This window comes from Paenibacillus phytorum (genome assembly GCF_013141715.1).
GTDB lineage: Bacteria > Bacillota > Bacilli > Paenibacillales > NBRC-103111 > Paenibacillus_E > Paenibacillus_E phytorum.
The window spans coordinates 33283-51260 of the sequence record NZ_WHOA01000257.1 but is presented as its reverse complement, the minus strand read 5'-3'; the positions used below and the strand labels follow the sequence as shown (position 1 = coordinate 51260).

Here is a 17978-nt window from a genome sequence, read left to right as displayed (position 1 = left end):
ATTCTTTCAATGATAAACGACTTCGTCGTCCTTCAGGGACGACCGTGTTTGTTAAGGTTGATGCGAAGCTACAGTATAAACTTATACTTTCTTATCAACTATAAAAAGGATAGAGAGGCAGCCAAGGCTGCCTCTCTATCCTTTTTATCTTTTTAGCTGAGTAGAAGCACGTAATAGTCATTCGCATTTTTCGTCTTAAAACCACATGATTCGTATAAGCCTAAAGCCTTCTCGTTCTCAACAGATACTTCCAGCTTAATGAAACTAGCATGATCCAGCTGTTTTAATTCTGTTATTGTTTGGCTCAAAATACGCCGCCCATAGCCTTTGCCCCGATACGCCGGCACTACACTAAAGCCATAGATGAATCCACTCTCTTCTGCTTCGACCATGGCACCAATCTTCCCAATGGGCTCTCGCTTCTCGCCAAGCTCCGCGATCCACGTCCGCTCTTTGTCGCCGGTTATGGTTTGGGTGACATACTCTCTCGTGTCGCTCTCCGACATGTTGAACCCTGACATATTGAGCTTAACCAGCAGCTCCGTATCCTGTACATCCGCTAAACGAATGGCAATGAATTCATTCATAGCTGAATCTTGTGGAGTCTCTGCCGCTTGCTCTTGAAGCTCCATGACATATTCAGAAAAACTGTATGTTGCGCCAAGATTCGTAAGGAAAGCTTTGCCGCTCTCCGACCCACGCTCATTAATAAAAATCAGCTTCGGTACTTCCCTGCGCCGGCACTCGGCTATCGCTGTTTGAACCATTTGGCCAAAAATACCTTGGCGCCGCGCCTCTGGATGCACCATCCCGCTAATCTCTACTTCCGTAGACATAAAGCAATATATAGCCAAAAAGCCGACAAGACGGTCATTTTGATAAAATAGAAAGTCATTCGTCACGCCAGACGGACGATCCGATAGTGTGCTCCAATTCAGTTTAATCTCGATATGGTCATGGCTATTACAAACCTCCCAAAGCTTCCGAACTTCCTCCAGCTCCAGCGGTGACAGTCCTGCTCTTGGTAATACGCCTTGTTTCAACATGTTGTCCTCCATCATTCTAAAGTTCTTACCTGATGTCATTATACATGTCTGAACAATGGCGTGGTAAGCTAATAAATAATTTTACATAAATTTTCGTGCGCATTGAACGATTTATCGGAGCTGTTCGTATTATCTAGGAATTCAGGCAGAGAGGATGTTCATTCACTTGGAAGAGCACGAATTAATTCGTCAAGCCATACAGGGAGACAAAACTGCTCTGTCCCAGCTGCTGCAGCAGCATTATGCTTTTGTATACAAGTATCTGCTGAAAATAACGCTTAATCCACCGATGGCTGAGGATATTACGCAAGAAACCATGATCCGATGTATCGAAAAAATAAAGCTGTACAATGGGAAGTCCAAATTCTCATCTTGGCTCATAACCATCGCCACTCATTTGATGATTGATCAAGGAAGACGGCGCAAACGCGAGAAGCATTGGCAGGAGCAAGAACAGCAGCAATCCTTACGTCAGATGCAGTGGCAGGCCGGACATCAACATGAGGCTTGGCCTGATGTGCTGAATGCCTTGGCAGAGCTGCCGCAGGAGAGCCGTATCCCGGTTATTCTCAAGCATTACTATAGCTATACGTATGAGGAAATTGGGCAAATGCTCTCCATAGCAGAGGGCACAGCCAAATCGAGAGTGCACCATGCACTCAAACAATTGCGAAAGGAGCTGGCGTAGATGGAACCGGAAGATCCGAAGAAAAGCGAAGTTTCGAAAAACGACGGGAGCAAGAACCTTGATGACGGCCAAAGCTATAAAGGCAGTGATGTCTATCGAGGGCTAGAGGGTACAGATGAGATGATGGCACAACAGCTGCAAGAAGGGCTTCAACGGCTCGATGAGCTCTTTCCGGCTTTCACACCAAGCCCCTCTTGGTTCGATCAGCAAATCGTTGAAACGCAAAGCAAACAGCGTTCAAAGCTCAGGAGAGACTTGCTCATATTGTGGATAACCGCTCTGCTGCTGCTCTCGCTCTTATATGCAATGATGAATGCACAGCCTGTCGTTTTCATCACTTTTCAAGTTCTCGCTGTTGTAGCGCCTCTGGTCTGGCTACTCGCTCGCAAACAGGAGGAACACCACTATGAATGATCCAAAATGGGATCAACTGCCCCTCTGGGCATGGGTCGGAATTGCCCTTCTTCTACTCGCGCAAAGCACATGGTTGTTCATGGATGCACGCAAACGCGGCGCGAAATACCCTTGGTTCTGGGGGATCTGGGGGATCATTCAAGTGCCGTTCCCCTTCATCGTCTATCTATTCGCAGTCCGTAAAATACACCGAAACTGGTCACGCAAATAATAATCGTACAAGGATGTGAACAAATGCCAATTCCACTTCATAAAAATAGACGGCTTATATTATCTCTTACTTTGCTCGGCGCATTTGGCGGAATTACTGTGCTTCCGTATCAGATGTCCATGATGTCGGGCGGTTTGAGTCAAACAATGGATCAAGCCGGCCTTCCAATTGGCGTCACCATCGCTCTGATGGTATTACAGGTTACTGTCATGACCTTGATTGCGAGTTGGATCGGTCTTTCGCTTGCAGCTAAAGTAGGGCTGGATCTGCGGATATGGAGAAGTTGGTTGAATGAAGGTCGCTTTATTGACTTTTCAAAAAGATGGCTTATTATCTCTTTCTTAGGCAGTTGTGTCGGCACTCTGTTGATTTTGGTTCTGGAAATCTACTTGTTTAAACCCTTTCTCCCTGCACTCTCTATCGTCCCCTCGGTATCCTTATGGAAGAGTGCGTTAACGATGTTCTATGGCGGTATCGTCGAAGAAGTGCTGGTGCGGCTGTGTTTGATGACACTGCTCGTATGGGTATTCTCCAGGTTTCTCAGAAATCGTACACATATCCCGGCTTATCTGTATGGGATAGCTATCGTCGTGGCAGCTCTGCTGTTCGGGCTTGGACATTTACCAGCAACGCAAATGCTATTCGGAGAGCTTACTCCTGTATTAATCGTGAGAGCACTCATCGGTAACGGTCTTCTAGGGATTTTCTTCGGATATCTGTATTGGAAAAAAGGATTGGAATATGCCATCCTTTCTCATATGGCCGGGGACTTCTTCTTGCACGTTGTTTGGTCCTCGATATTTAGTTGATTGTAAAAGTTAAGAAAAGGATGATGCCATATGTTTCACTGGTCTGTCGTATTTATATTACTAATTAGCTGCCTCCCGGGGCTGGCGCTGATGTCCTACGGCATCGTGCACACTTTAGGCCGCCTTCCGATACCGGAAGGCAAGAAGAAGCTCCCACCTGCACCTATACTACGGCTGCTCGTCTTCGTCCAGACTGGCCTGGTCGTTACCTTGCTCGCCGTTGTTGGCGCCTACTTCGCGCCCCGCGCCGGGCTCGCAGATCCCTTCCTTCTCGCCTTCGCGCAAGGTGAAGGCGGTTTTAGACTCTGGGAGCTGCTGCGCCCGCAGCTCCTCGCAGGGCTCCTGGTCGGCGCACCAGGAGCCGCGGTCTTCTTGGCCGGATACTACTTCGTATTCCGGCCTTGGCTTGACGACGCCACCGTCGCCAGCATGGAGCAATTCCGCTTTGCAAGCGGAATTTGGGTACGCGTGCTCTACGGTGGCGTCGTCGAGGAAGTGCTCATTCGTTGGGGACTCCTGAGCCTCCTAGCATGGTTGATCTCGTTACTAACTCCCGGCGGCGGTGTCACCGCCACGGGAGTTTGGCTCTCGATCCTCGTGAGCGGCATCGCGTTCGCAGCGGGGCACGCGCCTTCGTATGCTGCCGCAGGCTGCAAGCTCACCCCACGGTTCTGGACGGCGATACTCGTCCTAAACCTGTGGGTGTCGCTCTACTGCGGTTGGCTGTTCTGGCAGCATGGCCTCGCCGCTGCCATCGTGGCGCACATGCTCGTGCACGCAGCATGGCTGCCGCTAGATCTCCGCGTCGCTCGGCGAGCGACCGCTTAGTACCAAAGAACGGGGTGCCGGCAATTTCATGCCGGCATCCCGTTCTCCTTTTTAAGGCTATCGCGCTGCTTCAAAAGGTGCAAAAAAGAAGGACTGCTCTTGAAGCTCCATGACATATTCAGAAAAACTGTATATTGCGACAAGAATCGTAATGACCCCTTTGCCTCACTCCGATCCACGCTCATTAATAAAAATCAGTTTCGGAACTTCCTTGCCCCGACAGATAATGGCCTTTCTCACATACAATAGGTAAAATTTCACAAAAAGTTCATTGAAGTGACATTATTTTGCAAGGAAGTCGATGGTAAAAAATTCATACTTATTTTACAATCAGGACTATAGTCATGGATCCGAGGAGGGGTATAGATGTCAAAAAACAAAAAAATATGGCGATTAACCATTCGCAAAAAACTAATGTTGGTTTCTCTGCTTTTACTGTTAACACCCATATTAGTGTTAGGTGCTATTACGTATAATGTTTCAACCCAAGAAACCGATAAATTGATTCAAAGCAATTTGAAAAATTCGGTCGAAATGGCGTTGGAGCTAACGGCTGCTTTTGAAAAAGCTTCGAAACAGGGAACGATGTCGAAAGAAGACGCTCAGGAAAGAGTGAAGGAGATACTGCTTGGAGCAAAGAAAGATGGAACGCGTTCAATCAATGCCAACATCAATCTCGGTGCCAACGGTTACTTTTTCATCTTGAATGAGAATGGAGACTTGCTGGCACATCCATCTTTGGAAGGTCAAAACATTCTAGATAAACAGACAAAAGACGGCTTTTATTACATCAAGGATATGATTCAAAAAGGAAAAAGCGGAGGAGATTTCACGATCTATAATTGGCCGCTTCCCAACTCTACCAAAGAAGGAGAAAAAATCGCGTTTGCTGAGGCGACGAACTCGGATTGGGGTTGGATCATTTCGGCAGGCTCTTATATGCAGGATTACAATACGGGACAAGTTCATATTTTGAACACGATCCTCATTACGTTGATTTGCTGCTGGGTAATTGGAGGCGTGGTGATGACGTTTTTTGCCTTCCATATTTCCAGACCGATTAAACAGCTTGCTCTTCAGGCGGAACAGTTCGCTATGGGAGATCTTCGTTCAGCCCAGTTAAAAGTAAGCAATAACGACGAAATTGGTGAACTCGCGGTTTCTTTTCAATTGATGCACAACCATCTACGCCAAATCGTTTCAGGGCTCTTAGCTAATTCAGATAAGTTAACGGACTCTTCTCATGAACTAAACCAGTCCATTGGGGAAACGACAACAGCGAGCAATCAAATTTCGACCTCTATTGAAGATATGGTCATAAGCAACGAAACGCAGGCCCGCAGTGTCAATGAAAGCTCGACAGCGATGGAAGAAATGGCTGTTGGAATTCATCGGATCGCGACAACCTCGTCTGCCGCCTATGAAGCATCAGAGATGACGCTGAAGGAAGCGGAGCAAGGTAACCACCTGATTAACGAGACAACCATGCAGATGAATGCTGTAAGTCTTACAGTGGGCGATCTCGCCAAGATTGTTGAGAAACTTACAGAACGTTCTCAGCATATTGGGGACATCGTCCAGGTAATCACGGATATTTCCACTCAAACCAATTTGCTAGCTTTGAACGCATCTATTGAAGCAGCGCGTGCTGGAGATGAAGGTAAAGGATTTGCCGTCGTAGCTGGCGAGGTGAAAAAGCTCGCTGAGCGTTCTTCGGCATCTGCCGCTGAAATTGCCGAGCTGATCCAAGACATCCAATTGGATATGAAGCAGGCTGGTGAGGCGATGGAAAAAGGCGAGCATGAGGTTTCTGCAGGTGTGAGTGCAATCCAGCATACGGGTCAAGCTTTTGTTCGTATTCTCGACGCAACGCGGAGCGTTGTGAATCAAGTACAGGAAGCTTCGGCAGCAGCCGAAGAGATGTCTGCCAGCTCGCAGGAAATTGCCGCTTCCTTGCAGGAAATCGAACGAATGGCGAACCAGACCAATGATTTGGCGCATCTGATTTCCTCGTCTACGGAAGAGCAGCTCGCGGCGATGGAGGAGCTGACATCCGCTTCGGAATCATTGGAAATCATGTCCTCAGAGATGCAGTTCATGGCTCATCGATTTAAACTGTAAGGCGCAACGATAAGTTTCAACCCTTCAAATGAAAAGGACCGACAGCAAGGTGTCGGTCCTTTTTTATCATACCGTCAGCCGAGCATATTCATCAGGCGTCTGGCCGATAATGGACTTGAAGTCTTTGATGAAATGCGACTGGTCATGATAACCAAGATCCATGGAGAGCTTGGACCAATTATGCCTCCGGCTTAGATCCGTCGTCTCCGCAGCATTCTGGATTCGGGCCAGTTTGATCACCCACTTGGGGCTAACTCCGACGTAGTGGTCGAACAGGCGCTGCAGCGTTCTTTTATTCACATTGAAGTAATCGCAGAGAGTATCTACTTTGGTGAGATCGGGCTTCTGATTGATATGATCGATAATCCTATTAATAAAAACGACCTGTTCATCCTGTTCAGGAAGCTTAGGACGGATCAGCTGCTCGATATGTGAAACCATAAGATGTTCTTCCTTTTGAGCAAAAACATCCGTTTCAAGTCGACGTGGATCTATGTCAAAAACGCTCTGGACACTCATTGGATTGTTCAGCAAACCGGAAATCGGCTGCCTCACAAAAGGGTAAAATCCGCCAGGCTTGAATTTGACGCCGAACACGCATCCTTGGCCTTGCAAATAATGCCCATACTTCTCTTTCCCCGGACCGTAGATGGCCGTTCGACCTGGTTCAACGAGGAGATTAACACAGGGATTCGGGATAACATGCTGCAAATAAGGCTCCTGGTCGGTTAAATCCCACCTAACTATCCAGTAATGTCGGATGAAATAGGCCAGATCTTCGGATGGGGTAAGTCGCGAAAGCTGGAATTTCTGCTCGCCTTGCTGCAGATTCATAATACCTAGGCTGGGCTTGGAGGCTTTGGGAATCACTTCGCTCACTCCTTGTCGCGTTTTTACAATACATAGGTTGTACAATCATCTATACTTAATCATAACACATACCAAAGGAGTGGAAGTATATGGAACTCAAATACGAGTTTTACATTGGGGCAGGACTGAAAGAAGTGTGGGATATTCTCGTGACTCCAGAGGGGACGCGTAAGATTCTTTTTGGCAGTGTGCTTCAGTCTACTTTTGAAATTGGATCCGATTATGCTTATGTGGGGCCTGGTAATGACGGTGAGGAAACCGTTCATGTATACGGTAAGATATTGGCTTACGAGCCGGAAAAGCTCATTAGTTGTACCGAACATGCCGGTCCATCTTACAACCCGAATCATGCGGACTTTGAATCTAGAATGACGTTGTCACTTGAGACTGTTGGGAGCTGCACAAAACTAACGTTGGTCAATGATAATTGGACACCCAACCACCCAAGCTTCGAGACTACCAAGGCAAGTTGGTGGATGATTCTGAGCAATATCAAGACACTCGCCGAGACTGGAAAGACATTGGATTTTGGTTGGTAGGGAATAAACGAGGAGCAATTCGTGGTGTTATACAGAGCACTTTTACACGATATTGAGCTTCTCAATAAAAATAGGAGTCTGTAGAGACTCCTATTTTTGCATTTTCAGTAGATTTTAATAATATAGAAGCCTCTAAGGACTGCTATTTATGCTAAAAAGAATGCATTTCAAAAAAATCTTCCCAATAACAGCCTTTAAAGACTCTAATCCATAAACCTTCGCCTAATTCTGAGGAAATAGAAGCCTTTGGAGTCTCCTATCCATACCCCTTCTAAAGCGGCTTCAGCGCCAAGGTTACTTTCCCCTCGAGTTCCTCAACCATGTCATGCCACGCCTTAGGTTTATTCGCCAAAACGGAATAATAGCGTTTCAGGAACTTCACAACGATCCCTGCGTCTAACTCATCTTGATCCTCATTTGTTGGCAAGAAACAGAGGTCGAGTTCCTCAACCGCCTCTCCATTGTTCTCCCAAGAGGGATGAACGTATGGGAAGTCGATCCGCTTATAGCCCAGATGCGATAATACCTCGCGCCGTACATAAGGATCCATTGGCTTCACGCCGCCGAAAGCATGATCTCGGGTCCGATAGGGATCATAAATCTCAGCGAACATCCCCAGCATCGGCTTGCCAGATTCAGCTGCCAATACTTCAAGATCGCTCCAGCGTTTCCGCGCCAGGAACCGACCGATACCAAGCCCAGCTTGACCGATAATGGTGAAGTCTGTCATCGCCACTTGGAAGTCATCATAGTAGCGGTACTCCGTTGTACCTACGACTTTACCTTCATGAACAGCTACGAATACCCGGATACCGGGGTCCTCGAGCGGTTCTTTCCACAATGCGTATTCGAGCACCTCTTCTGGTGGAAATACCTCTTTCATCAGATCATGCATGCTCCGAAACAAGGGATTGTCTATGCTTGTAATCCGTATATACTCCATAATAAAATCTTCACTCCTTCGTCAGATTCGAAATGGGTTCCGCCACTCCATCAAAAGCGCATGATTAAGCGACTCCTCATCCTGCAAATAGTTTGGCACAACCTGCACAGGCGTCCGGCCGCAGCGCAGCAAAAAAGTAATAACCGGATCCTTTAACGTGCCTGCCGTGACAGCCCTCACATAGTCATCCGCGCTCATGGCGGCGGCATGCTTGTGGTAACCTGGCATCCGCCCGCCTCCGAGCAGCCTTCTTAAACCTAGATGCACGACCACTTCGTACATAGACTGCATCATCAACTTGCCGAGACCAAATTTACGGTAAGCCGGCATAATACATATGTCCACAATGTAAAGGGTGTCGCCATCAGGACGATGCGTTCGGATGTATCCATCGTCCGTCAAAGATGACCAACTATGGTCAGCTGCATGCTGCTCCTCATATTCTACGCGAAGCCCTGTTATGGACCCAACAACCTGACCGGCCACCTCTACACAAAGCGCCCCTTCGGGAAATCGGGTGATATGCTCTGTAAGCTGCTCCTCATTCCACCATAGCTCGGATGGAAAAGGCGGAGGGAAGCTTTCCTGCTGAACGCGAATGAGCGCGTCAAAATCGACTTTTCCATAATTGCGAATCACAGCCTCGATCGGTTTATCCCCGTCGAAGACGTATAATTTTTTAGCGTACAATTTCCCCGGCTCTGTAACTTTCTTGGCAGCTTCTAAATCCATCGTGCACTGTAAGCCCCCTTGATCTCACTTCATTAGGACCAATCTGTGTACAAATCTGTTCTGCGATCACGCCACGTGGTGACGGAGCCTTTTTCCCGAACGAGGTTCAGCAGCTCCAGATCCAAATCAGCCGTGACGACCATGTCACCGTTGATCTCGCCTTCTACCAAAATTCCCTTTGGCGGAAAAGGCACATCGTTTGGCGTTAACACCGCGGCCTGTCCGAAATTCCCCCTCATGAAATCAACCGTTGGCAGCGCCCCGACTGTCCCCGTCGTGACCACATAGATTTGATTCTCAATTGTTCTGGCATGGCACGTATAACGCACCCGATGGAACCCGTGCCGGTCATCCGTACATGATGGGGCGAACAGCACATCTGCTCCGCGAGCTCTTGCCATCCGGACGATTTCCGGAAACTCCACATCATAACAGACCAGAATCGCAATGCGGCCTTTATCCGTATCAAAAACCTGCAAGGAATCCCCAGCTCCCATATTCCATTCCTTCACTTCAGTCGGGGTGATATGCAGCTTCTTCTGCTCCCCAATCCGTCCGTCCGGATAAAATAAATGAGCCGTGTTATAAAGCTTGCCTTCCTCAGAGGTAATATGTGTCCCACCGATCAAATGCATCCCCGTTTGCTTCGCCAACCCCTGAAAAAGCGTTCGATAAGCATCTGTATACGAAGGCAACGCCTCGATGGGCAGCGCCTTACCGTTTTCATCTCCTATTGACATTAACTGGGTCGTAAATAATTCTGGAAACAGCACAAAATCCGCCTCAAACTCCTGAGCCACTTTCACATAATGCTCCACCTGCGCGGCGAACTCTTCGAAACTATGTATCGTATGCAAATGATATTGCACCGCAGAAACGCGCATTTTCAACGTCAATCTCTCCTTATTTCATGAAATGAAAGAAGTACCTTCCTCCCCTTTTACAATCGGACAAGCACTCTTCCTCTGACTTTCCCTTCCAGAACCTGCTTAGCAGCCTCCGTAACGCCATCCAGCGTAACCTCTTGATAGACAGTCTGTTCCAGGCCTTTCGGCTTCAGTTCCTTCGCGATACGCTCCCACAGGGGCTTTCTAACCTCCACCCTGCAAGCAGCCGAATCAATACCCAACAAATTCACACCTCGCATGATAAAAGGAAACACCGACGCGGCGAATTCACCGCCACCTGTCAAACCACTCAAAGCAACCGAACCGCCGTACTTAATCCGGCTCAACACATGGGCGAGGGAGTCGCCCCCTACAGGATCAACAGAGCCCGCCCAGTATTCCTTATTCAGCGGCTTGCTGACAGAGGGAGAAAGCTCCTCTCGCGTTAATACCTGCTTAGCTCCGAGATCGAGTAGGTACTGATGATCCGCAGACTTCCCAGTACTCGCTTCCACCTCATAACCGAGCGCTGCCAGCATGGACACGCTGCTGCTGCCCACTCCGCCGGTTGCACCACGAACAAGCACGGGCCCCTGCTCTTTACTTAGCCCATTCTCCTCCATGCGCTGTATGGAGAGCGCAGCGGTAAATCCCGCCGTACCCAGTATCATCGCCTCGCGATGAGTTAATCCCTGTGGGAGAGGCACTACCCAGTCAGCCGGGACACGTGCAAAGGCGCTGAATCCGCCGTAATGTCCTGTACCCAGCTCGTAGCTCGTCACCAACACCTCATCGCCTTCGCGAAACCGACCATCTGACGAAGCTACGACGGTTCCGGCCAAATCTATCCCCGGTACCATCGGGTAGGCACGCACAACGCGTCCATTCGGGCTGCAAGCTAACGCATCTTTATAATTAATGCCGGAGTATAACACTCGGATCACCACTTCGCCAACAGGTAAATCATCGAGCCTCAGTTCCTTTACTTCCACAGCAAAAGATTCCTTTGTTCGATCCACCACCAACGCTTCAAAGCTATCCATTCTACTCCTCCTTCAACGATCATCCTGCTCAATGTTCAACTACTCTCTCAGTTTACTAAATTCACCCAGCAGTTTCCATTCTTCCAGCAGATAAAAAGACGATTTGTTCATTGATCAAGCTTCTTAAATCGGCAGATAAGATTTATACTAAAAAGTACTCCCCAGAAAGGATGGAGCGACTCCACGGATATAACGTCCATAGGCTCCTGTCGTGTATATGCCATGCTGTTACGCACTTATATTCCACAAGCTCCATTGTCAGATTTCGTGGATTTTTTCTGGTATTTCCAAGGATATAGTCCACCACATTCGAAAGAGTTCGCGCTACCTGATGGTTCGATTGAACTCGTGATCAACCTGCGTGAAGATAAGATTAAATTGTTTGACCGAGAATATAAGGACCCGTTGCAGACATATGGCAGCTCTGTTATTTGCGGGCCGCATTCCGAATATTTCATCATTGATACTTCCGCAGAGACCACAGTTTTGGGCGTACATTTCAAACCGGGCGGTATTTATCCATTTTTTAAAATGCCAGTGAATGAATTACATAATATACATGTTTCCTTGGATGCACTGTGGGGAGCAAGAGCCCATGATCTCCGTGAGATGCTGCTTCTATCGAAAACGGTGGAGGATAAGTTTCAAATACTTGAAGAAAGTCTTATAAAGCTGGCCTCCCGACCTCTGATACGACATCCGGCAGTAAACTTCGCACTTAACGAATTTATGAGCTTGCCGCATAATCGCCCCCTCTCGGATGTGATCGCACAAATCGGTTTAAGCCCAAGGAGATTTATCCAGATTTTTAAAGAAGAAGTCGGGTTGACTCCCAAGCTCTTCTGTCGTCTTCGCCGCTTTCAGGAGGTATTAAACAGAATAGACCACGCTAAGAGCGTCAATTGGTTGGATGTCGCTATCGCTTGCGGTTATTATGATCAGATGCATTTTATAAAAGATTTTCAGGCTTTCTCCAGTCTCAATCCTACTGATTATTTCTCGAGGCCAGGCAGGCATCACAATCATGTTGCGCTCGACAATTGAAGCCTTATTCAAATAGTGACTATGTTATCACTGCACGATCAATTATTAAATAACAGGTCATTTTTTTACTATACGCTCTTTTGGAGGTTGGTTACTTTTATATGAGGCCGGAACAGTCAGCTTGAATTGGATTGCATCTGGCGATACTGCGTACGGCTCATCTTATTTTGGAAAAGAGGAAGGTGGATTTAAATGGATAAGGCGACCCCGTTTCTATGGATCAAGAACGCTGCGGAGGCAATTGAGTTCTATAAGAAGGCTTTCGATGCGGTAGAGATATACCGATTGACGGAGCCGGGAGGCAAAGTGGCTCATGCTGAAATTACAATCGGTGGAGCCAAAATATCACTCGCCGGTGAATATCCCGAATACGGCATTCTGGGGCCGGAAACTCTTGGCAATACAACGGTTGGCATCCAACTGCAGGTTGACGATGCGGATAAGTTATACCATCAGGCGATTGCAGCTGGTGCAACAATCGTTAATCCGATGACGGATCAATTCTACGGTGACCGAGCAGGAAGTGTGAAGGATCCATTCGGACATTATTGGATGATCTATACTACAATTGAAGTCGTGAATCCGGAAGAAATGCAGAAGCGATTTCTCGCCTTGTTTGTGAGTTAACCTCTTTTACGATGACTGCGTTGCTGTCGGTAGAAATGAAGATGTCTAAGCTCTAGAATCCGGAAACAAAAAACCAACTCCCAAGGCCAAAGGCCTCAAGGAGTTGGTTCTTTTTTTCCTACTGCTGCGCAAAGCCCGCAGCCGCCAAAAACCGGCCAAAAGCCGCTTGCCCGGCTTCATCACGCTTGAACACGCCTGCGTCCAGCAGCACGTCCATAAACTTGCTGCCGACTTCAGCCTGCAGCACCGCATTGGCTGCGTCCTGCGGCAGCGCTGCGCCGTGCTTCGCGAGCATCGCTTCGATCCATTCCGCATGCTTACGCAGCGGATGGCTGGCCTCTACGCGGATCTCGCGGCCGAATGCGGCTTCGCCGGTGAGGAGCTTGGCGATATCCGCCAGCTCTTCTTGCAGGCGGCCTGGCAGCACCGCCAGCCCCATAACCTCAATCAAGCCGATGTTCTCCTTCTTGATGTGGTGCAAGTGCTGGTGCGGATGGAAAATCCCATCCGGATGCTCTTCGCTGGTGCGGTTGTTGCGCAGCACCAGGTCAAGCTCGTACTCGCCCCGTGCATTGTTGCGGGCGATCGGGGTGATCGTGTTATGCGGGACTCGCTGTCCGTCCTTCTCGCTGAAGGCGAGGACGTCCGCTTCCGCATCACTATATGCGCGCCAGTCTTCGAGCAGCTTGCTCGCAAGCATATAAAGCTGCTGCTTGTTGTGCCCGTTCAGGCGAAGCACTGACATCGGCCACTTGACGATGGAGGCCTTCACGCCGGCAAACTCAGCATGTGAGAATGCCTTCTCACTTGGTGCTTTTTCCATCGGAAATTTATGGCGTCCGCCTTGGAAATGGTCGTGGTTCAAAATAGAACCACCTACGATCGGCAGATCCGCGTTCGATCCGATGAAATAATGAGGGAACTGATCGATGAAGTCCAGCAAACGGTAGAACGTGTGCGCCGTCGTTTTCATCGGGATGTGTTTCTCATGGAAAATAATGCTGTGCTCGTTGTAATACACATAGGGAGAATATTGGAAGTACCATTTCTCGCCATCTAATTCCAAAGGAATGACACGTAGATTTTGCCTCGCCGGATGATTCACACGGCCTGCGTACCCTAAGTTGTCTGCGCATAGCAGACATAAAGGATAACTGCTTTGCGGCAGCGTTTTGAGCAGGGCAATTTCCTTCGGATCTTTCTCCGGTTTGGAAAGGTTGATCGTGATTTCGAGATCGCCATACGTGGTTTCGGCCAACCAGTAGGCATTTTTCTGAATGCGATCCATCCGAATATAGTTGGAATCGATGGATTGCTTGTAGAAGTAATCTGTCGCCGCCTCAACGCTCGTTGTTTTGGCTGTGTTCCAGAATTGATGCACAACCTCGGATGGACGAGGCATCAAAAGCCCCATAATCCGCGCGTCCAGCAAATCACGGTACGTTGTCGTATTCTCTTCCAAGAGGCCTGCCTCGAAAGCTGCATCGAGCAGTTCTTCAAGCAGTACAACCGGACTGCTTAATCTCTCTGTCGGAACTTCTCCTAGATAAGGTTCAGCAAGTCCGAATAAATCAAGTAAAGCATTTCGAGAAGTATATATATCAAGTTGCTCAATCAACCCATTTTGCATAGCGAACTGAAGGAGCCTTTCTATGGTCAACGCTGCATGCTGCGATGCTTTAACTGTCCGTTCCATGTGCCACGTTCCTTTCTACAAAACAAGCCTCTGTTCAGCTCCGTTCTGCACTTTCTCCCCTGATCTACTCTACTCTACTCTTCGTACCCATTCGGATGATTTTGGTGCCAGTTCCACGCGCTCTCGATAATGGATTCTAAGGAATCGCGTGTTGGTTTCCAACCTAGCTCAGCTCTTGCGCGCTCCGAGGAGGCAATTAGCGTTGCTGGATCACCAGCTCTACGCGGTTCGATGACAGCAGGAATCGCATGACCGGTTACTTTACGAGCGATTTCGATGACTTCTTTGACCGAGAAACCTGTGCCATTGCCTAGGTTGTAAATATTGCTTTCGGCTCCGCCACGCAGCTTCTCAACCGCAAGTATATGAGCGCTTGCCAGGTCGCTAACATGAATGTAGTCCCGTACACATGTGCCATCTTCCGTATCATAGTCCTTACCGAAGATCGAAATATGCGCTCTTTGGCCAAGAGCCACTTGAAGAATGATAGGAATCAGATGTGTCTCTGGGCTATGATCCTCCCCGATTTTGCCGCCAGCATGAGCCCCAGCTGCGTTAAAATAGCGAAGTGATACATATTTAATACCATGCGCGATGTCGAACCATTTCATCATTTTTTCCATAGCCAGCTTCGTCTCGCCATACGTATTTGTCGGCAAAGTACGGTCGCTTTCTAGGATTGGAATATTTTCAGGCTCACCATACGTGGCAGCCGTAGAGGAGAAGACGATTTTCTTCACGCCGTATTGCGTCATTTTCTCAAGCAAGCAAAGCGTTCCGTACACGTTATTGTGATAGTATTTCGCAGGATTGGTCATGCTTTCGCCAACTAACGAATTCGCTGCAAAATGGATGATAGCATCAATACTGTTCTCTGTGAAAACCGTATCCAGAAATTCGCCGTCGCGCAAATCACCTACGTACAGCTTGCCCCCAAGCACAGCGTTTCTGTGCCCTTGCTGCAAATTATCAACGATAACGACTTCTTCACCTTTGGCAACCAGCTCCGCTACCGCATGAGATCCGATATATCCTGCTCCGCCCGTTACTAGAATGGCCATTTATAACGCCTCCCCGACTTGTTCGACACCATTACCGATATCACAAACGTAGAAGCTTGGTGTCAGGCCTGTTTTTTCCGTATATTCTTTACCCACTTGATCGATAAACGTTTGTACACTGTCCTCATGAACTAAAGAAACCGTGCATCCGCCGAAACCTGCACCTGTCATACGTGCCCCAAGCACACCCGGAACCTTCAGTGCTGCCGCAACCATCGTATCCAGCTCGACCCCTGTTACTTCATAAAGATCACGAAGCGAGTCATGGGACCCGATCATCAGCTTACCGAAAGATTCAAGGTCGTTCGCTTCTAGCACCTCAATGGATTTCAGAACACGGTCAATTTCTTCAATAACATGCTGCGCTCTGTGTCGAACGGTTTCGTCTGGAATTAGATGTTTGAATTCGTTAAATTGCGCAAGGTTCAGTTGACCGAGCAAAGTGATGGAAGGAAACTGCTTTTGCAAATAGGTCACAGCCTGCTCGCATTGGCTTCTTCTCTCATTGTAAGCGGAGTCTACCAGACCTCTGCGTTTATTCGTATTTCCGATAACCAGCTTATAGCTGCCGCTTTGAAAAGGCACATGGCGATATTCAAGCGTGTCGCACATGAGCAGGATCGCATGATCTTTTTTGCCATTAGCTACAGCGAATTGGTCCATGATGCCACAGTTGACGCCAACGAATTCGTTCTCTGTTTTTTGAGCAAGCAGTGCGATTTTTACGGTATCGATTGGATATTTTTCAAGTGTTAATAAGCTAAAAGCTGTAACGACTTCAATGGAAGCCGAGGACGAAAGTCCGGCACCATTCGGGATTTCACCGTGGAACAAAAGATCGTAACCTTGCGTGACAGGGAAACCTGCTTTCGCCAAGTGAACGAAGATCCCTTTCGGATAATTGATCCAGTCGTCTTCTTCTTGATAGGACAAGTCATCTATGGAAATTTGTTTGCGAAGTGACAGGTTTGTCGATGCAAATCCAATTACACGATCTTGTCTTGGACGAATGATCAAAGTCGTTCCGAACGTTAACGCTGCCGGGAAAACATAACCGCCATTGTAATCCGTGTGCTCACCGATCAAATTGACCCGACCTGGAGCATGAAAAGCTGAAATTGCCGTTGTAGAATTCCCGTAAATTTCAATAAACGTGTTTTTTAGAGCTTGCAAGTCTGCCATTCTGGCACCGCCTTTAGTGGTTTTAGAAGTGATTTCGCTCGTCATCTGAGGATGATGGAGTCGTTTATGTTTGGTATCTTTGTAACTTCAGTATACGAGAAGAACGCGTGATTGGCTATGGAGGCATGTTATTTCCACATGGAAAAATGTGATCTGAAGCTCACTACTTTTTTATTGAATTTATGATAAAGTGATGGTATATGAAGATGCTTCGATCGGAGATGATGAGTAGACATGCCAAAGTCAGAGAGCTATTACGTTGTTTCGAATCCACTGCCTTCCCAGGAGAGTGAATTAACCGTGCTGTTTGCGGGTGAGAGTCAAACGAAACCTGAGCATCGGTTAGGCCCCAAAGTATACGACTACTATCTGATCCACTATGTGATATCGGGTAAAGGGGTATTCTCTTCGCAAGGCGAAGAGTACGAGCTAGGCGCCGGAGACAGCTTCGTCATCGAGCCTGAACAGCTCATTAGCTACGTCTCCGATGAGACAGATCCATGGCATTATTGCTGGATCGCTTTTACAGGTACGCAGGCCGCGGCGTTAGTCGCCTCAACTGGAGTAAACCCGTTGCAGCCTATTATCCATACGAAACGCAATCGCCACATCCCTGTCCTTTTTCGCCATATTCAGCAAGCCTTAAGATCCAAAAAAGCGAACGCACAGCTGAAATCCATCGGATACCTACACTTGTTACTCGGTGAATACTGTGAAACATTATCAGCTTCGACATTAGCCGGCGTGATCACGGAAGCCGAGAGTGACCGCATCGTGCAGCAAGCGATTCACTACCTATCCACCCAATACGCCGAGCCTATCACCATTGAGCTGATGGCCGAGAGTTTGGGCTACAACCGCGCTTATTTATCGCGCATGTTCAAGCGGCATACCAAGGTAACCCCCGTCACGTTTCTTCTGAAACTGCGTGTGGATAAAGCTCGTCTGCTGCTTCGAGAACGCCTGGAGCTCACCATCGAACAGATTGCATCCTCCGTCGGTTTCTACGATCCGCTGTACTTCTCTAAGCAATTCCGACGTTGGTACGGTGTCTCGCCAAGCGAGTATCGGAATCAAATCAAATCGCTTTGATTTTAATCTACCATAAGGTATCGATGGATCAAAGTTCGTATAGATAACTTCACCAAACAGAAGGGGCTGTCCCAAAAGTCATATTTGGAATATTCAGCTCCACTTTGTGAATTTCAAAGCCATGAATGCTACTTCCATTGGATTA

General features: G+C 48.0%; 19 protein-coding genes. 10 read left to right on the top strand and 9 right to left on the bottom strand.

Annotation, left to right across the window (positions count from 1 at the left end; translation table 11 throughout):
- Nucleotides 1-152: 152 nt before the first annotated feature.
- Nucleotides 153-1046: a GNAT family N-acetyltransferase gene (locus GC098_RS38570; RefSeq protein ID WP_171649618.1), complete on the bottom strand. Its 894-nt coding sequence runs from the start codon at nucleotides 1044-1046 to the stop codon at nucleotides 153-155.
- 166 nt (nucleotides 1047-1212) lie between these two features.
- Between GC098_RS38570 and sigY the strand changes: the two genes are divergently transcribed.
- The 6 genes from sigY to GC098_RS38540 all read left to right on the top strand — a co-directional run bounded on the left by sigY (nucleotide 1213) and on the right by GC098_RS38540 (nucleotide 6117).
- Complete coding sequence (gene sigY / locus GC098_RS38565) at nucleotides 1213-1734, top strand: RNA polymerase sigma factor SigY (protein WP_246359217.1); 522 nt, start codon at nucleotides 1213-1215, stop codon at nucleotides 1732-1734.
- Nucleotides 1735-2148 carry a YxlC family protein gene (locus GC098_RS38560; protein WP_171649616.1) on the top strand — a complete coding sequence of 138 codons (414 nt, stop codon included), beginning with the start codon at nucleotides 1735-1737 and terminating at the stop codon, nucleotides 2146-2148.
- Nucleotides 2141-2359 (top strand): sigmaY antisigma factor component, encoded by a 219-nt coding sequence (locus GC098_RS38555; RefSeq protein WP_171649615.1) that lies wholly within the window; start codon nucleotides 2141-2143, stop codon nucleotides 2357-2359. The genes GC098_RS38560 and GC098_RS38555 overlap by 8 nt, the downstream gene beginning before the upstream one ends.
- A gap of 23 nt (nucleotides 2360-2382) precedes the next feature.
- Nucleotides 2383-3168, top strand: coding sequence for a CPBP family intramembrane glutamic endopeptidase (locus GC098_RS38550; RefSeq protein ID WP_171649614.1), 786 nt, complete (start codon nucleotides 2383-2385; stop codon nucleotides 3166-3168).
- Between the two features lie 90 nt (nucleotides 3169-3258).
- Entirely contained in the window at nucleotides 3259-3996 is a 738-nt protein-coding gene (locus tag GC098_RS38545) for a CPBP family glutamic-type intramembrane protease (RefSeq protein ID WP_171649613.1), read from the top strand.
- Between the two features lie 366 nt (nucleotides 3997-4362).
- Complete coding sequence (locus tag GC098_RS38540) at nucleotides 4363-6117, top strand: methyl-accepting chemotaxis protein (RefSeq protein ID WP_171649612.1); 1755 nt, start codon at nucleotides 4363-4365, stop codon at nucleotides 6115-6117.
- Between the two features lie 66 nt (nucleotides 6118-6183).
- Here GC098_RS38540 and GC098_RS38535 read toward each other — a convergent pair whose 3' ends face one another.
- A complete protein-coding gene (locus GC098_RS38535; RefSeq protein WP_312880617.1) occupies nucleotides 6184-6987 on the bottom strand; it encodes a DUF6597 domain-containing transcriptional factor in 804 nt (267 codons plus the stop codon).
- An 89-nt stretch (nucleotides 6988-7076) separates the two neighbouring features.
- Here GC098_RS38535 and GC098_RS38530 point away from each other — a divergent pair, with 89 nt between their 5' ends.
- Nucleotides 7077-7526 (top strand): SRPBCC domain-containing protein, encoded by a 450-nt coding sequence (locus GC098_RS38530; protein WP_171649611.1) that lies wholly within the window; start codon nucleotides 7077-7079, stop codon nucleotides 7524-7526.
- A gap of 271 nt (nucleotides 7527-7797) precedes the next feature.
- On the opposite strand, the gene GC098_RS38525 is transcribed toward GC098_RS38530, so the two are convergent.
- Genes GC098_RS38525 through GC098_RS38510 form a run of 4 tightly spaced genes read right to left on the bottom strand, consistent with a single transcriptional unit; the run spans nucleotide 7798 to nucleotide 11131 of the window.
- Nucleotides 7798-8469, bottom strand: coding sequence for a GNAT family N-acetyltransferase (locus tag GC098_RS38525; RefSeq protein WP_171649610.1), 672 nt, complete (start codon nucleotides 8467-8469; stop codon nucleotides 7798-7800).
- A gap of 21 nt (nucleotides 8470-8490) precedes the next feature.
- A complete protein-coding gene (locus GC098_RS38520; RefSeq protein ID WP_376774080.1) occupies nucleotides 8491-9201 on the bottom strand; it encodes a GNAT family N-acetyltransferase in 711 nt (236 codons plus the stop codon).
- A gap of 32 nt (nucleotides 9202-9233) precedes the next feature.
- Nucleotides 9234-10091, bottom strand: coding sequence for a carbon-nitrogen hydrolase family protein (locus tag GC098_RS38515; RefSeq protein WP_171649609.1), 858 nt, complete (start codon nucleotides 10089-10091; stop codon nucleotides 9234-9236).
- A gap of 50 nt (nucleotides 10092-10141) precedes the next feature.
- Nucleotides 10142-11131, bottom strand: coding sequence for an acrylyl-CoA reductase family protein (locus GC098_RS38510; RefSeq protein WP_171649608.1), 990 nt, complete (start codon nucleotides 11129-11131; stop codon nucleotides 10142-10144).
- Between the two features lie 222 nt (nucleotides 11132-11353).
- Here GC098_RS38510 and GC098_RS38505 point away from each other — a divergent pair, with 222 nt between their 5' ends.
- A complete protein-coding gene (locus tag GC098_RS38505; protein WP_171649607.1) occupies nucleotides 11354-12175 on the top strand; it encodes a helix-turn-helix domain-containing protein in 822 nt (273 codons plus the stop codon).
- Between the two features lie 192 nt (nucleotides 12176-12367).
- Complete coding sequence (locus GC098_RS38500) at nucleotides 12368-12802, top strand: VOC family protein (protein WP_171649606.1); 435 nt, start codon at nucleotides 12368-12370, stop codon at nucleotides 12800-12802.
- 118 nt (nucleotides 12803-12920) lie between these two features.
- Here the strand turns inward: GC098_RS38500 and GC098_RS38495 are convergent, their stop codons facing one another.
- From GC098_RS38495 to GC098_RS38485, 3 genes are all read right to left on the bottom strand, one after another.
- Nucleotides 12921-14498 carry a UDP-glucose--hexose-1-phosphate uridylyltransferase gene (locus GC098_RS38495; protein ID WP_171649605.1) on the bottom strand — a complete coding sequence of 526 codons (1578 nt, stop codon included), beginning with the start codon at nucleotides 14496-14498 and terminating at the stop codon, nucleotides 12921-12923.
- Between the two features lie 74 nt (nucleotides 14499-14572).
- Nucleotides 14573-15559 carry a UDP-glucose 4-epimerase GalE gene (gene galE / locus GC098_RS38490; protein WP_171649604.1) on the bottom strand — a complete coding sequence of 329 codons (987 nt, stop codon included), beginning with the start codon at nucleotides 15557-15559 and terminating at the stop codon, nucleotides 14573-14575.
- A complete protein-coding gene (locus GC098_RS38485) occupies nucleotides 15560-16741 on the bottom strand; it encodes a galactokinase (protein WP_171649603.1) in 1182 nt (393 codons plus the stop codon).
- Between the two features lie 234 nt (nucleotides 16742-16975).
- Here GC098_RS38485 and GC098_RS38480 point away from each other — a divergent pair, with 234 nt between their 5' ends.
- Nucleotides 16976-17833 (top strand): AraC family transcriptional regulator, encoded by an 858-nt coding sequence (locus tag GC098_RS38480; RefSeq protein WP_171649602.1) that lies wholly within the window; start codon nucleotides 16976-16978, stop codon nucleotides 17831-17833.
- Nucleotides 17834-17978 lie beyond the last annotated feature (145 nt).